9 protein-coding genes are annotated in these 15579 nt (G+C 70.5%); 3 read left to right on the top strand and 6 right to left on the bottom strand.

The window, feature by feature from the left end; all coding sequences use genetic code 11:
- The first annotated feature begins 7 nt into the window (after positions 1-7).
- Genes ACWC5O_RS28925 through ACWC5O_RS28915 form a run of 3 tightly spaced genes read left to right on the top strand, consistent with a single transcriptional unit; the run spans position 8 to position 3758 of the window.
- A complete protein-coding gene (locus tag ACWC5O_RS28925; protein WP_450581426.1) occupies positions 8-1522 on the top strand; it encodes a sugar ABC transporter ATP-binding protein in 1515 nt (504 codons plus the stop codon).
- Positions 1519-2565 (top strand): ABC transporter permease, encoded by a 1047-nt coding sequence (locus ACWC5O_RS28920; RefSeq protein WP_450581424.1) that lies wholly within the window; start codon positions 1519-1521, stop codon positions 2563-2565. Before ACWC5O_RS28925 ends, ACWC5O_RS28920 begins: the two co-directional genes overlap by 4 nt.
- A gap of 26 nt (positions 2566-2591) precedes the next feature.
- Positions 2592-3758 carry a substrate-binding domain-containing protein gene (locus ACWC5O_RS28915; RefSeq protein ID WP_450581422.1) on the top strand — a complete coding sequence of 389 codons (1167 nt, stop codon included), beginning with the start codon at positions 2592-2594 and terminating at the stop codon, positions 3756-3758.
- Between the two features lie 274 nt (positions 3759-4032).
- On the opposite strand, the gene ACWC5O_RS28910 is transcribed toward ACWC5O_RS28915, so the two are convergent.
- The 6 genes from ACWC5O_RS28910 to ACWC5O_RS28885 all read right to left on the bottom strand — a co-directional run bounded on the left by ACWC5O_RS28910 (position 4033) and on the right by ACWC5O_RS28885 (position 15165).
- Positions 4033-5991 carry a protein-arginine deiminase domain-containing protein gene (locus tag ACWC5O_RS28910; RefSeq protein ID WP_450581420.1) on the bottom strand — a complete coding sequence of 653 codons (1959 nt, stop codon included), beginning with the start codon at positions 5989-5991 and terminating at the stop codon, positions 4033-4035.
- A gap of 147 nt (positions 5992-6138) precedes the next feature.
- The gene (gene sbnA / locus ACWC5O_RS28905; protein ID WP_450581418.1) at positions 6139-7164 is read right to left on the bottom strand and encodes a 2,3-diaminopropionate biosynthesis protein SbnA; all 1026 of its coding nucleotides are present in this window, start codon (positions 7162-7164) and stop codon (positions 6139-6141) included.
- Positions 7165-7200: 36 nt separating this feature from the next.
- Positions 7201-8271: a 2,3-diaminopropionate biosynthesis protein SbnB gene (gene sbnB, locus ACWC5O_RS28900; protein ID WP_450581416.1), complete on the bottom strand. Its 1071-nt coding sequence runs from the start codon at positions 8269-8271 to the stop codon at positions 7201-7203.
- Positions 8268-9272 carry a TauD/TfdA family dioxygenase gene (locus ACWC5O_RS28895; protein ID WP_450581414.1) on the bottom strand — a complete coding sequence of 335 codons (1005 nt, stop codon included), beginning with the start codon at positions 9270-9272 and terminating at the stop codon, positions 8268-8270. The genes sbnB and ACWC5O_RS28895 overlap by 4 nt, the downstream gene beginning before the upstream one ends.
- 42 nt (positions 9273-9314) lie before the next feature.
- The gene (locus ACWC5O_RS28890; RefSeq protein WP_450581412.1) at positions 9315-12569 is read right to left on the bottom strand and encodes a non-ribosomal peptide synthetase; all 3255 of its coding nucleotides are present in this window, start codon (positions 12567-12569) and stop codon (positions 9315-9317) included.
- Positions 12570-12582: 13 nt separating this feature from the next.
- Positions 12583-15165, bottom strand: a complete 2583-nt coding sequence (locus tag ACWC5O_RS28885) for a Pls/PosA family non-ribosomal peptide synthetase (RefSeq protein WP_450581410.1) — start codon at positions 15163-15165, stop codon at positions 12583-12585.
- Between the last annotated feature and the right edge of the window lie 414 nt (positions 15166-15579).

The following is a 15579-nucleotide window of genomic DNA, read 5'->3' as shown; positions in this document are numbered from 1 at the left end:
TCCGGAGATGTCCGTGCACGACGCTCCACCCCTGGTCCGTGTCCGCGGGCTCGGCAAGCGCTTCGGCGGAACCCTCGCGCTGGCCGGGGTCGACCTCGACGTCCAGGCTGGCAGCGTCCTCGCCCTCCTCGGCCCCAACGGCGCCGGAAAGTCCACCCTCATCAAGGTGCTCGCGGGCGTCCACCACGCCGACACGGGGCAGATCACCGTGGCCGGACACCCGCTCGGCACGCGGGAGGCCTCCCGCAGCATGTCCTTCATTCACCAGGACCTCGGCCTGGTGGAGTGGATGACGGTCGCCGAGAACATCGCACTGAGCACCGGATACCCCCGCCGCGCCGGACTGATCTCCTGGCGGCGCACCAGGGAGCAGTGCACCGAAGCCCTGCGGATCGTCGCGGCACATCTCGACCCGGACACGACCGTCGCCCGACTGGCCCCCGCCGAACGCTCGTTGGTCGCCATCGCCCGAGCCCTCGCCGCCCGGGCGAAGCTCATCGTCCTCGACGAACCGACCGCCCGTCTCCCCGCGGTGGACTGCGCCCGGCTCTTCGGCGTCCTGCACGCCCTGCGCGACCGAGGGCACGGCATCCTCTACGTCACCCACCGCCTCGACGAGGTGTACGAAGTTGCCGACACCTTCGCCGTCCTGCGCGACGGCCGCCTGGTCAGCCACGGCCCGGTGGCCGGCCACAGCCCCGCGCGCCTGGTGCGCGACATCGTCGGTGCGGAACCGACCGACTTCCACCCCACCGGGGTCCGTGCCGGCGGTCCCGCCGTCCTCACCCTCGACCGCGTCCGCGCCCCTGGAGTGGGACCGGTCAGCCTGGAACTCGCGGTCGGCGAAGTCCTGGGCCTGGTCGGACTGACGGGAGCCGGACACACGGACCTGGGCCGGGCCCTCGCCGGAGCCCGGCCCCTCCTCGCCGGGCAGGTACTCCTCGGTGGCCGGCCCTACCACCCCCGCACCGTCGCGGACGCCGTGCGCCTCGGCGTCGGCCTCGTCTCCGCCGACCGGCAACGGGAGGGCTGCGCCGCCGAACTGACGGTACGGGAGAACCTGCTGGCCAACCCCCGTGCGGCGGGCCGGCCGGCGCTGCGCTGGATCGGCCCCGGCCAGGAACGTGCCCACGCCACCGCCCTCATCGACCGCTTCTCGGTGCGTCCCCGCGACAGCGAGGCCCCCATCGCCGTCCTGTCCGGCGGCAACCAGCAGAAGGTCATGGTCGGCCGGTGGCTGCGCGGGGACCTGCGTCTGCTGATCCTCGAGGAGCCGACGGCGAGCGTGGACATCGGCGCCCGGACCACCATCTACCGCCTGCTCGACCAAGCCCTCGCCGCCGGCCTCGGTGCCCTGCTCGTCTCCACCGACTTCGAGGAGGTCACCCGTGTGTGCGGACGCGCCCTGGTCTTCGTCCGCGGAGCCCTGACGGCCGAGCTGAGCGGTGCGGGCCTGACGGTCTCCGGGCTCACCCGAGCCGCCTGCGCCCTGCCCGAGTCCGGAACCACGACCACCTCGTGACCGCCTCGCCGTCCCCGCCCCGACCGCCCCGGCACCGACCGGGCGGCCACCTCGTCGGCGCCTACGGCCTCCTGGTCCTGACGGCCCTGCTCTTCCTGGTCTTCTCCCTCGCCCTGCCCCGCACCTTCCCCACCCGGGAGACCATCGACTCGATCCTGTCCACCCAGTCGATCCCGGCCATCCTCGCGCTCGCCGCCATGGTCCCCATCGTGACCCGGGCGTTCGACCTCTCCATCGGCTACGGCCTCGGTCTCGCGCACGTCATGGTGCTTCAGCTGATCGTCGACGAACGCTGGCCGTGGCCGATCGCCTGCCTCGCGGTACTCGTGGGAGCGGGCGCCGTGGGCGTACTCAACGGCGTCATCGTCGAGTTCGGGCAGATCGACTCCTTCATCGCCACGCTCGGAACGGGCAGCATGCTGTACGCCGTGACCGGATGGGTCACCGGCGGTGCCCGCATCGTCCCCGGCCCCCAGGGACTCCCCGCAGCCTTCACCGACCTCTACGACTCCACGTTCCTCGGCCTGCCCGTTCCCGCCTTCTACGTGCTGGCCCTCGGAGCCGTCCTCTGGCTGGTCCTGGAGCGGTTGCCGCTCGGCCGCGGTCTGTACGTCGTCGGGTCCAATCCGCGCGCCGCCGACCTGCTCGGCATCCCGACCCGCAAGTACACCGTCTACGCCTTCACCGCGTCGGGGCTGATCACCGGCTTCGCCGGGGTCATGCTCGCGGCGCAGCTGCAGGTCGGCAACCCGAGCGTCGGACTGGACTACCTGCTGCCCGCCTTCGCCGGCGCCCTCCTCGGCTCCACCGCCGTCAAACCCGGCCGCCCCAACGCCCTGGGCACGCTCGTCGCCGTCGCCGTCCTGGCCGTCGGCCTCGCCGGCATCGCCCAGCTGGGCGGCGACTTCTGGACGACCCCGCTGTTCTACGGCGGCACCCTGCTCCTCGCCGTCGGCCTGGCGGGCTACTCCGCTCGCCGCCGCCTGCGCACCGGCGCCGCGGCCGCCGGCGACCTGCCCTCCGCGCCACCCCCACCCCCGTGATCGCGCCGCTTCTTCGAGGAGTTCCCGTGCACGGCACCCGCAAGGCCGACCGCGGCCTCGTCAAGGCCCGGTACACCGCCGCAGCCCTGCTGGCAGCGGCGGCGACCACCCTCGCCGGCTGCGACCGCGGCTCCTCGGACGTCCAGCAAGGCTCCACCACCGGCCCGGTCGGCTGCCCCGCGGTCCACGCCAAGGCCCGGGCCGCGGCCGAACAGGCGGAGAAGACGGACATGCCCTGGGGCGGCCCCACGAACGGTCCCAGGGCGGTGTCCGGCAAGAACATCGTCTTCGTCGCCCAGACCATGACCAATCCCGGAGTCGCGGGCGCAGCGAAGGGCGTACGGGAAGCCGCGCGCGTCATCGGCTGGAAGGTCCGGGTGATCGACGGCGGAGGCACCCCCGCCGGCATCCAGGCGGCCATGAGCCAGGCCGTGACCCTCAAGCCCTCGGGCATCGTCGTCGGGGGCTTCGACCCCAACTCGTCCTCCCAGCAGGTCGCCCAGGCCGACGCCCGAGGCATTCCACTGGTCGGCTGGCACGCGCTCGCCGTCCCCGGCCCCAGTAGCCGCCCCCCGCTCTTCACCAATGTCACGACCCGGGTCGAGGACGTGGCGGCCATCAGCGCACAGTGGATCATCGCGGACTCCGACGGCCGCGCCGGGGTCGTGCTCATCACCGACGCCTCGATCCCGTTCGCCAAGGACAAGTCCGAGCTGATCCGCAAGGAACTCGCCACCTGCCCGAGCGTGCGGCTGCTCGCGTACGAGAACATCCCCATCGCGGACGCGAGCAGCCGTACCCCGCGGGAGATCTCGTCCCTGCTCTCCCGCTTCCGGAACAGGTGGACCCACTCCGTCGCCATCAACGACCTGTACTTCGCCGATGCCGCCCCGGCTTTCCGAGCCGCCGGCCGCAAGGGCTCCGGCCCGCCCTTCAACATCGGCGCCGGCGACGGCGACCCGTCCGCCTTCCAGCGCGTCGAGACCCGGCAGTATCAGGCGGCCACGGTTCCCGAGCCGCTGTCCCTGCAGGGCTGGCAGATCATCGACGAGTTCAACCGCGCCTACTCGGGCCGGCCCGCCAGCGGCTACGTCGCCCCCGTGCACCTGGCCACCGCCGCCAACACCGACGCCACCACGACCTGGGACCCACCGGGCTACCGGGCCGGCTACCGAAGGATCTGGGGCCGGTGACCGATGCCCCTGCTCGACCGGGCTGTCACTCCGACTCCGACTCCGTCACCGTCCGGTACTCCCCGTGGCGCGCATCGGGATGCGCGTGCCCGCGGACGCCTTCCTGGGCTCACTCGCCGGAGACACCTCTCCGGTGCGGGCCTTCACCTCTGCTCGGCGCCGAGATCGTCCTCGAGGAGATCGTCCTTGCGTGGAGCTCGCCGAGAGAGGGCCGGACCAGCCGTACATGACGGCTGGTCCGACCTCCTGGACGGGTCGGGCTACCCGCCGCCGGTCACTGCGCCGGGAGCTGCCACCACGCGGCCGACGCGTCGCGCAGGGTGTTGGTGCCGCAGTGCACCTCGCCCATGCCGAGGTGGTACGTGTAGTAGTCGTCGATGTACGACACCTTCAGGCCGGCCTGCCGGTACGTGGCGTTGACCGCCTCCGTGAAGATGTCCTTGCCGTCGATGACGGGTCCCCACTGGCGCGGGGCCAGGTAGCGGTCGCGGCCGAGTAGCACGCCGTTGACCGCTCCGGGGACGTACGCGCTGGTCGTCACCGTCGCGGGGGCCGCCGTACGAGAACCGGACCCCTTCCGGGCGAGCGCCTTCTGCCGGCCGTGCTCCTCAAGCGTGCCCGCGAGGGCGGAACCGGCACCCATGCGCGTCAGATGGGGCACGGGGACGGCCCGCCCGCGGCCGGCCGACGCCTCCGAGTCGCGCGTGTACAGGGCGGGTACCCGGACGATCTCGTCGTCGGTGATCCCGGTCTCCCGCTTCAGGGTCTCCAGGTTGGCCGCGATGCGCTTCGCCGCCATCTCGTTGTCGGCCACCAGGTGCCGGGAGGCGAGCGCCTGGTCGATGGTCTCCTTCGGCGCCGGTTCGCCGCTCAGGCCCGGGACGGAGAACATCTTCGTCCTGCCGTGGCCGTCGCGCTGGGCGTCGCGCAGCAGCCGCAGCCCGGCCTTCGGGTCGGCGACGCCGATCCGCCAGCCGCGCGGGGTGTCGGCCGGCAGGAACTGCACGAACTCGTCGACGTGGCCGACGCTCAGCCAGGAGGTGTCCAGCAGCAGCGGGTCCTGCAGGCCCTGCGACCTGAGCAGCGTGCGCATCGCCTTCGACGGGCGCGCCCCGCTGTCCTTGCGCTCACCCATGATGATGCGTCCCGCCGGGAACGAGCGCCCGCCGTGCGCGTAGGGCGGGATGGTCTCCAGGTTGCCCATGGAGTTGAGCGACCAGTCGTCCGGGCGGGCCCGGTCGGTGACCTGGACGACGCCGATGTTCCGGCCGCGCACCTTCTCGAACAGCTCCCGGCCCGCCTCCCGGTCCAGCTGGGCGGAGCGCAGCATCACCCGCATCACCTGCCGTCGGCCGTCCGGACCGGTCATGCCGACGTAGGCCGGCTCCACGAAGTCCTGGGCCCACGGATCCCCGTACTTGTCGAAGGTGACCAGCGGCCTGGTGATGCCGGCCTTCGTGACCTCCTTCGCCAGGTCCTTGACGAACTTCCGCTGCAGGCGCCCGTACTCGCCCCCGCCCCGGACCCTGGTGACCATCACCTGCTGGGCGTCCTGGAGGTGATGCTGCGTCAGGAGCGGTGCGACCCGCAGGGTGACCGAGTCGGAGGTGGACCCGCCGGCGGACGTCACCGTCAGGCGGATCACCGCACGGCCGTCCCACTTCGCGCTGTCCCGGATCACGTCGGTGGCCTCGACGCCGAACTCCACGCCGGAGCGCAGCTCGGCCGCGGTGAGCCGGGTCCGGGGCGTGACCAGGACCCAGTCGCCGGAACGCTTCAGGAAGACGTGGGTGTGCTTGGCTCCCGTGGTGATCTTCAGGCTGCCCTTGGCGTCCGCCGGAAGGTCCGGCAGGGGGACGGAGCGGACCCGGGCGAGGTCGGCGGCGTCCGCGGTGCCGTTGACCTTCTTGTCGGCGGCGTCGTTGCACGCGGCCAGCGCGGCGTCGGACAACTGTCTGCCGCCGGGACCGGTGACCGGGCACCGCTTGGTGTCGTCGTCGAGGTTGGGCAGATAGACCGCTCCGCGTCCGACGGACCAGGAGTCCTCACCCGTCTCGTCGGTGCTGCCGGTGATGTCGACCTGGCCGTCACGGTTCACGTCCGCCCGCAGATCGGCGCGGGACTGCGGCACGGAGGCGGTGGCACTCGGTGCGGCCAGTACGGTTCCGGCCGCGGCGAGGGCGAGGATGACGGGTCCGGCGGGGTGCAGGCGTATGCGTGCACGTGAACGCACAGCGTGTTCCTCTCCATTGGGGGGTTTCGCTGTGCAAGAGGAGGAATACGGGCTGTGCGTTCACTGTGCGACGCCTGCATGGCCGAACAGCGGCGGCCCGCCACGCGTTCGGTGCGTGACGGGCCGCCGGCTTGTCCGGATGTGCCGCTACGGTCCCGAGCGGCGGTCCGGTGCCTCGGAGGTGGACTTGTCCTTGCGGGGCAGGGCGATCATCTGTTCGTCGTCGAGGATGTGGTCGCCGTAGAGGTCCTGCAGCCAGTTGGTCTGGTAGATGGTGTCGAGGTAGCGCTCGCCGAGGTCGGGCGCGATGGCCACCGCGGTGAGGCCCTGTGCGTCCTGCTGGGACAGCCAGTCCGTCGCGCCGCTGACCACCGTCCCCGTGGAGCCGCCGAACAGGAAGCCGCGTCTGGCCATGCGGTGACAGGTGCGGATGGTGTCCGCCTCCTCCACCCGGATGACCTCGTCCACGAAGGACTCGTCGAGCAGCGGGGGAACCATGCTCATGCCCAGCCCGGGGATCATCCGGCGGCCCGGTTTGCCGCCGAAGGCCACCGAACCCACGCTGTCGACGGCGACGATCCGCACCGGCCGGTGCCACTGCCGGAAGTAGCGGGCACAGCCCATCAGGGTCCCGGCGGTGCCCGCCCCGACGAACAGCACGTCCAGGCGCGGGAAGTGAGTGGCGATCTCCGGTGCGGTCGTGCGGTAGTGCGCCCGCCAGTTGCCCGCGTTGGTGTACTGGCTGAGCCACACGTACCGGTTGTCGGACGCGCACAGCGCGCGGACGTACTCGATCCGGGTGCCGAGGAAGCCGCCGTTCGCGTCCAGGTCGGCCACGACGTGCACCTGGCTGCCGAGCGCCTCCATCAGCAGCCGCGTCGACAGGTTGCAGCGGGAGTCGGTGACACACAGGAACCGGTAGCCCTTGCTCGCGGCGATCATGCTGAGCGCCACGCCCAGGTTTCCTGAGGACGACTCGACGAGGATGGAATCCGGCGTCAGGATTCCGTCCCGCTCGGCGCTCTCCACCATCTCGTTCGCGGCCTTCAGCTTGATGGAGCCGGCGAAGTTGAAGCCCTCGCACTTCAGGTAGAGGGGGCATCCGAAGATCGACTCGAGGTCGACAAAGAGACAGCCTTCGTTGAAGTCATGGGGGGCGGATACTACGGGCACGGTAGGCCTCCTGGTGCCAGGGCTGAGGACAACGCCTCAGCCGTGCCGGCGCAGGTCGTGGAAGAAGTCATCGATGAGGCGGAGGTCGCCCGCCCCGGCTGCTTCGTCGTAGACGTACTTGCCGACGGCGAGATCGAGCACGCCGAGTCCGAAGGGCGAGAAGATCACCGGGCGGTCGTGCGGCGGGGCGGCCCGTCCGAGCATCACGTCGTTGAGGGTGCCGTTCAGGAAGTCGCGGTTGCCGGTGCGCTGCTCGACCAGGTGGGGGGACGTGTCGGCCTTCAGGCAGTGCTCGACGTCGTCCACGAAGTTCGCGGAGGCGAGCAGGACCTCGGGGGAGAGGTCGCGCAGGGAGATGTGCAGCACCAGCGGGTTGTGCTCGAACCAGGCCGGGGAGGTGACGTGAGGCTCACCGGCGATGGTGGCGAAGACCACGAGGTCGCTGGAGCGGATGAGGTCCTCGGCGTTGTCGTGGACGACGATCTCGGCGCTGGTCCCGGTCTGCCGCAGGTAGCCGCAGAACCCGGCGGTGCTCTCGGCGGACAGGTCGTGCACGCCGATCGTGTCGAACGTCCAGTCGGTGCCCGTCAGGAAACTGTGGATGTAGCGGGCGATCAGCCCGGTGCCGAAGAAGCCGATCCGGGTGGGGCGGGGCCGGTCGCGGCTGAGCCAGTCGGCGGCCAGCGCGGCGGACGCCGCGGTCCGGGTCGCGCTGATGATGGAGCTCTCCAGACAGGCGAACGGGTAGCCCGTCTCGGGGTCGTTGAGGATGAGGACCGCGGAGGCCCGGGGCAGCCCGGCACTCACGTTGTCCGGAAAACTGGAGATCCACTTCACCCCGTCCACGTGCACCGGCCCGCCGATGGAGGCGGGCAGCGCGATGATCCGCGCGGTGGGGCGGTCGGGGAAGCGCAGGAAGTACGAGGGCGGGTTGACCGAGTCCCCGGCGCCGTGCAGCCGGTAGGCGGCCTCGACCAGCTCCACGATCTGCTTCTCGCGCCCGGTGAGTGCCTGCTGTACCTGCGTACCGGAGATCACCGCGAACGTCGGCACCGAGACCCCGTCAGGTGGGGTCCGCCGGGTGGCGGTGGACGTCAGTTGGGTCATCGCTCGCTCGCCTCCGAGGTCGGCCAGCAGTCGGCCAGGCGGCGCGGCTCGGCCATGCCGACCAGGACCTGCCGCTCTCCGGTGAAGGGCTCTCTGCTGTGGGCGGTGCGCAGGTTGTCGACGAGCATCAGGTCGCCGGCCTGCCAGGGTTCGCGCCGGGTGTGCTGTTCGTAGGTGGTGTTGAGCAGCTGGACGACGTCCTCGCCGATCGGGGTGCCGTCTCCGTAGCGGGTGTTGAACGGCAGTCCGTCCGCGCCGTACACGTCCACCAGGTACTCGCGCACCTCCGGGGCCAGCGTCCACTCGTTGAGGAAGGCGATCTGGTTGAACCAGCAGCGCCTGCCGGTGAGCGGGTGTCGCACGATCGCGCTGCGGCGCTGCTCGGTGCGCAGGGAGCCGTCGGGCTGCCAGGCGAAGTCGATGGCGTGGGCGCGGCAGTAGCGCTCGACCTCGGCGTGGTCGTCGGTGCCGAACGACTCCGTCAGGGTGGCGCCGATCTCGTCGTTGTAGGCGCGGGTCAGCAGCCAGCCCTCACGCTCGAACCGTTCCGTCAGCGTGGTGGGCAGCGCCTGGAGCACCTCTTCCGCGTCGGCCACCGCGGTCGCCCCGCCCTCGCTGGGCGCGGTCGGACACGCGAACAGCATCAGGCCGGGAACCTCCAGCCGGTAGCTCAGTTCGTGGTGCATGCACATCGGCTGGTTGGCCGGCCAGGTCGTGGAGGAGTACAGCCCCGGGCCGTACGCCTCACGGGGGGCGAAGGCCTCCTGCTCCGGCATCAGCGCGCCGGCGAGCCCGGCGAAGACGGAACCGACCTGGGACACGTCCCGCAGGCCCAGGCCGCGGACGAGGAGCGCCCCGTGCTCGGTGACCTGCGCACGCAGCGACTCGCGGTGCTGGGCCGCCCAACTCGCCACGTCACCGGGGGACTCGACGTGCAGGATCGCGGGTCTGTCCGGCCGCAGCTCCACGTCGAGGGGTGCTGCCAGAGGTGAGGACGACATCTCGGTTTCCCTTCGGTTGCCCGTCTGGAGGCTCTGCGTGGCTCAGGAGGAGGCCAGCGGAGCCACGACACCCAGGACGGCCTGTGCTGCCTCGGCCGGACGGGTGCGCGTGAAGTAGTGGCCGCCGTCGGCCAGCTCGTGCAGTTCCACGTGCTCGGCCAGGAGCAGCCAGTCCCGGTAGCGGTGGGCGTGGCCGACCGTGTGCGGATCGTCGGCGGCGACGACCACCGAGACCGGCACGGACAGCTTCACCGGCGGCGGCCCGTCCAGCGCGGCGCAGAAGTGGCGGTGCGCGGACACGCAGTCGTGCCGGTAGGCGGCACCGATGTGTTCGGCGTGCTGCGCGTTCAGTTCCGCGAGTTCGGTGTAGCCGCTGTCCGCGGCCAGCCGTGCGGCGATCTCGGCGTTGCTCCGGCTCGTCAGTTCGCCGACGGCGGCGTGCCGGTCGGTGGCGGTGCCGAGCAGTTGCGCGCCGAGGAACACGCGCAGCACGTCCACGCCGTGCTCCTGGAGTCTCCGGGCCGTCTCCAACGCCGGTGCGGTGCCCGACGAGTGGCCCCACAGCAGGACCCGGGTCAGGCCACGTGCGGTGATCTCGGCGGCGACCCGCTCCGCCACCTGAGCGATCGACGCGAACGGCTCGGGGCGCGCGGCCAGGTCGTGACCCGGCAGGTCCACCGCGAGGACCGCCATGCCGTGGCCCGCCAACACGCTGGCCATCGGCTGGTAGTTGACCGCGTTGCCGCCCGCGTAGGGGAAGCACACCAGCGCGCACTCCTTCGCACCACCCGCCGCCGTCAGCGGCTGCAGCAGCTCCGGGTGGCGCCGGGGCGTGCCGTCGAGGAGGGCCGCCAGGTCGGCGAGCACCGGGTGCCGGGTGATGTCCTTGAGGGACACCGCGCGGTCCAGCGCCAGGGTGAGTTTGACCGCTGTGAGGGAGGTGCCCCCGGAGTCGAAGAAGTGGTCCTCGCGGCCGATCCGGTCCTCGGGGACGCCCAGCAGACCGGCCCAGACCGCCGCCAGTTTCCGCTCGGTCGGGGTGAGCGGGACGCTCTCGTCCTCGCCGGCCACGGCAGGTTCCGGCTGCGCGGCCAGGGCGGTGAGCGCCTTCCTGTCGATCTTGCCGTTGGCGGTCAGCGGCAGGCCGGCCTGCCAGTGGAAGGCCGAGGGGACCATATAGGCGGGCAGGACCGCACCCAGCGCCTCGCGCAGCACGTCCGTCTCCAGGTGCGAGCCCGTGTAGAAGGCGATCAGACGCTTGCTCTGGCCGGCCCGCTCGGCGACGACCACCGCACCGTCCCGCACCCCGGCCACCCGCAGCAGGGCGTTCTCGATCTCGCCGATCTCGATACGGAAGCCGCGGATCTTGACCTGGTTGTCCCGGCGGCCGAGGAACTCCAGCTTGCCGCCCGGGTGCCAGCGCCCCCAGTCGCCCCCGAGGTAGAGCCGCTCACCGGGCCGGTACGGGTCCTCGCGGTAGGCCTCACGGGTCCGCTCGGGATCGTTGACGTACCCCCGGCCCACACAGACCCCGGAGAAGGCGATCAGCCCCGGGGCGCCCAGCGGCACCAACGACAGGTGCTCGTCCACAACATGGACGTGCACGTTGTTGACCGCACGCCCCAGCAGAACGCGCTCGGGCACGGCGTCCATGACCTCGTGGTTGGTGTCGTCCGAAGTCTCGGTCAGTCCATAGGCGTTGACCAGCCTGATCCCCGGCTGGATCGCGAACCAGCGCTGGACCAGCTCCCGTTTGAGCGCCTCACCGGTCACCGACACACACTGCAGGTCCGGCAACGCGCGGGGGTGCTGCTCCAGGTACGAGACCACGACCTCCAGATAGGAGGGTACGACCTGCGCCACACCGGCCCGGCCGCCGGCCAGGGTGTCGACGAACCGCTCCACGTCCACGATCACGTCCTGGCCGACCAGCAGCGTCCGCCCGCCCACCAGCAGCGAGGACACCAGCTGCCACAGCGAGATGTCGAAGCACTGCGGTGCGGTCTGCGCCACCACGCAGCCCTCGCCGATCCCCAAGTCGTCGATCTTGGCATGGAGATGGTTGAGCATGCCCGCGTGCTCGCACATCGCCCCCTTCGGCTCGCCGGTGGAGCCGGACGTGAAGTAGATGTAGGCCAGCTGATCGGCGTCGACCCGCACTCCGACGTCACCGTCGGCGTGCCCTTCCGTGTACGCCCCCTCGATCAGCAGCTTCTCGACCCCGGGCAGGGCGGCCAGGGCCTGGTCGAGGGTGTGGGTGCTGCCGGACTCGGTCAGGACCAGCCGGCACCCCGCGCGTGACAACGTTGCCGCGATGCGGTCGGCCGGGAAGGCCGGCTCGATCGGCAGGTACGCGCCACCTGCCTTGAACACCGCCAGGGTCGCGGCCATCCAGTCGAGGTTGCGTTCGGTGACCACGGCCACCACGTCTTCCCGGCCCAGCCCCCGCTTCAGCAGGGCCCGCGCCAACCGGTTCGCGCGCGCGTTGAGTTCCCCGTACGTCCACTCCTGCTCGCCGAACACGGCCGCCACCGCTTCCGGATGCGCCCGTACCCGCTGCTCGAACAGTTCGTGTGCCCGCGCGTCCGGCAGCTCCCGGCGCGGCCCGGCCAGCCCTTCCAGCTGCTCCTGCACCTCGTCGTCCGACAGCAGGCTCTGCCGCGCGTGCTCGGCGTCCACGTCGGCCGTCATCAGCCGCAACGCCGTCAGGTGGTAGCCACCGATCCGGGCCGCACTCGTGGTGTCCAGGACGTCGGTGCGGTACCGGAGCCGCAGCCGCAGCCGCCCGTCCCGGTCGGACCAGTGCACGTGCAGTACACCGTCGTCGGCCACCGTGTTCTCGGCCCCGCCCCGGGGACCGAACACCACCTCGTACGACGGCTCCGCAGCTCCCAGCTCCCGGCGCAGCTCGTCCACCGGGAACTCCCGGTGCGCCAGCAGCTCCGCCTCGGCGTGCTGAGCGGTCGACACCAGTGCGCGCCAGGACCCGGGGGGAACCGACAGGCGGCACGGCAGCGGCTCGCCCCGCACCCCGGCGGCGTAACCCGTCACCACGTCCTGCTCGCCGGACAGTGCGGCCAGCACCTTGGCGTGCGCGGCCAGCAGCAGCGCGCTGACCGGTACTCCCAGCTGCCGCACCAGCCCACGAGCCGCGTCGGCGACGTCGTCCGGCACCGACACCTCGTGCTCGGCCGCTCCGGGAACCGGCTCCCGAACCCACCGTGGCACCACGGTGGTACCGCCGGCGGTCAGCACACGGCTCCAGAACTCCCGGTCCGCTTCCACGCGCGCTCCCATCGAATGGCCTCCCTCAACTCAGGCTCGCCGCAGGGGCGCCGGCGGCCGAAGGGGATGGTGTTGACCGGTGGCTGCCGCAGAGTTGTTCGGCTGCATCCGGCATGTCCACGGCGGGGTTGCCGCCCCACCGTGCGTGCGGGGGGACCTCCTCGCCCTTCATGAGGAAGGAGTCGGGCGCCAGCACGGCACCGTCACCCATCGTCACGCCGTAGTGCACATGGGCGCCGACGCCCAGCGTGCAGCCGGCGCCGAGCGTGGTGCCGTCGGACTTGAAGGTGCCGTCCTCCTGCGAGTGGCACTGGATCTTGCTCCCGGCGTTGAGGGTGCAGTCGTCGCCGATGGTGGTGAGCGTCCGCTCCGTCAGGAAGCAGCCGTCGTCGAACACCCTGCTGCCGATGCGTACGCCCAGCAGCCGCCAGACCAGGCTCTTGAACGGGGTTCCGTTGAAGATGTTGAGGTACTCGTCCGGCACCTTCCACAGACGCTCGTGCCACCAGAAGTAGGGGTCGTAGATGGAGCACAACTGAGGGCGCAGCGCACGGAACGAGGTGATGCAGCGCTCCAGCAGGACGTAGTAGAGGGTGGAGAACGCCAGTGTGAGTGCCAGATAGGTGGCGATCACCACGTGACCGAGCACCCCGTAGAGGTCGACGGAAGCAAGCCCGAATGCCGTGAGCACGAACGTGTGCAGCCATCTCACGAACAGATGGAGGACCATCGAGCGGAGGTTGTAGCGGTTCTTCGCGGCGAGACGGCCACGGAACGTGTCTCCGGTCCTGAGGTCGTCGAACCGTGAGTCGCGCTCCACCGACCGCGGAATCTCGAAGCAGGGCGAGCCGAGAAGCCCTACGCCTTCGCGGACCTCACCGTCGAGGGGAATCATCACCTTCGTCGCGAGCAGGCAGTTGTCACCCGTCCTGCCGCCCGCGGGATAGGCGATGTTGTTCCCGAGGAAGTTGTGCGGTCCGATCGAAACCCGGGACACCCGGAACGACGTGCTGGAGAACTCCGCGTTCACGATGGAGAGCCCGTCGGCCACCATCGTTCCGCTGCCGACGGAGACGAGATACGGGGTCTCGTGCTGCACCTCGGTACCGAAGTTCGACCCGGTCTGCTCGACGTGGGACAGGTTGTATCCGAGAGCGCGAAGGTAGTGCACGATGTAGGAGCTGTCACCGAAGAGCCACTTGAAGAACTTGATGTTCGTCATGCGTGCCGTCGCCCGGTGCAGCGCGTAGTGGAATCCGTAGAGCGGATAGATCCGGTCGGGCTTGATGGCCACACTCAGCAGACGCGGAACGGAGAACAAGGCGACGACGCCCAGGACGAGGAAGCCGAAGAACAGGACGAGGGACAGGGCCAGCGAGTCGGAGATCAGTTCCGACCAGGTGAGTGAGGTCGTGTCCGGGCCGAGTCGCTTGCCGATCGCCGGAATCGTGGTGAACAGCATGTACATCCCGCCGACGGCCAGCGGGATGTACAGGAAGAACAACTGGAGCAGGCTGACGAGGCCGAACCAGGTCCGGCGCGCAGTACCGCACTTGGCCGGGGCGACCCTGACGTGGTCGACCTCCGTGGGCTGTCCCGGGGTGCCGTGCCAGTGCTCGCCGTCCGGGACCGCCTGGCCGCGGTACAGGGCGGACGAGTGACCCAGCTGGGCTCCGTCGCCCATCGTCGTGTCGATGTCGAGGACGGTCTTCTCCCCGATGAACACGTCGCGGCCCAGCGTGACCGAGCCGGTCTGGATACGACCCGCGTGCGCCCGGTAGCCGAGGAAGAACGACTCCTTGCGGATCACCGTACCCTCGCCGATGGTGAGCAGGTCGGTGCAGACGGGGACGGAGTGGGAGAGGATCGTGACTCCCTTGCCGATGTGCGCGCCGAGTGCCCGAAGGTAGAGCACGTACAGCGGATTGCCGACGAAGAGAATCATCGGATTGCCGTGGAGCAGCACCTTCACGAACCAGAAGCGCAGATAGGCCAGACTCCAGACAGGGATGTCCACCGGTTTCCAGCGGCCGATGAGAATCCATTTGGCGAGCACCGGGAACAGGCACATGGCCACGAACGCGATGCCTCCGAAGAGCAGCGACCGCAGATAGATGTGGCTCAGACCCGAGCCGGCGGCGATCCACTCGTAACCCCGGGCTGCGGTGAATCCGGCGACAAGGGAGTACCCCAGGAAAATCAGCAGCTGGAATGCTCCACAGAGCACGTGGCTCGGCCTGCGCGTCGCCGTAGGCTGCGCCGGCGGTGATGCCGGGGCCGACGAAACGGCGGGCGCGGGAGCTGCCTCCGCGAGAGCCGCTGCCAGGCTCCTGATCGTGGGGTGCCGGTATATGTCCTTCATGGACGCCGACGGCAGATCCGGAATTTTCCTGACCCGCGCGCAGAACTGGGCCATCACCAAGGAGTTGGCACCGAGGTCGGTGAAGAAGTGACTGTCGACGGGAACGTGTTCGACGCTCGAGACATCGGCCAGTACTTCCGCGAGTCTTTTCTCGGTGTCTGCCTTCGACGGGCCGGAACTGTTCTGCCTGGCGGCGACTGCTTCGTCCGGCCCGGATATATGGACCTCGGAGGACTGCTCCACCATGCGATCTCCTGGAGGACGTCTGGATCGGGCGCGTGCTCCTTGCTGATCACGAAGCGCCGGGTTCAGTTTCGGTCGGCCACCGTGAGGTCGCCACTTCGAAGTCGGCCACCGTTCGACGCGGAACGCTCGACGGCCCCGTGTTCTCTGGCTCCCCGCAGTACGGGGGTGCGTTGCGGATCACCCGAATGGCGGCCGTCACCGATCGGCCGGTCAGGCCGCCGGCGCCGACTTCCGGACGGCAAAAGGCGCTGACCTCAGGTCGGGGGAAGGTGCCGGCTTCCGCACGTAGAAAAGGGACGGTGCCGGGCGTCCCTTTCCGGCATCGTCCCGGGGCGTGCCCGTCAAGCCACGGGCCGTCCCGGGCGTGTAACGACAGACCGCAAGGCCGCCGTACTAGACGGCCGCGTACGCCGG

The organism is Streptomyces sp. NPDC001450, assembly GCF_053597295.1.
The sequence above is the reverse complement of the archived record's forward strand: the minus strand, read 5'-3'. Positions and strand labels throughout refer to the sequence as shown.

Coding starts and splice junctions, on each gene's coding strand:
- ACWC5O_RS28925 (WP_450581426.1), top strand. CDS start 8: ATGTCCGTGCACGACGCTCCACCCCTGGTCCGTGTCCGCGGGCTCGGC.
- ACWC5O_RS28890 (WP_450581412.1), bottom strand. CDS start 12,569: ATGGGAGCGCGCGTGGAAGCGGACCGGGAGTTCTGGAGCCGTGTGCTG.
- ACWC5O_RS28895 (WP_450581414.1), bottom strand. CDS start 9,272: ATGTCGTCCTCACCTCTGGCAGCACCCCTCGACGTGGAGCTGCGGCCG.
- ACWC5O_RS28885 (WP_450581410.1), bottom strand. CDS start 15,165: ATGGTGGAGCAGTCCTCCGAGGTCCATATATCCGGGCCGGACGAAGCA.
- sbnB (WP_450581416.1), bottom strand. CDS start 8,271: ATGACCCAACTGACGTCCACCGCCACCCGGCGGACCCCACCTGACGGG.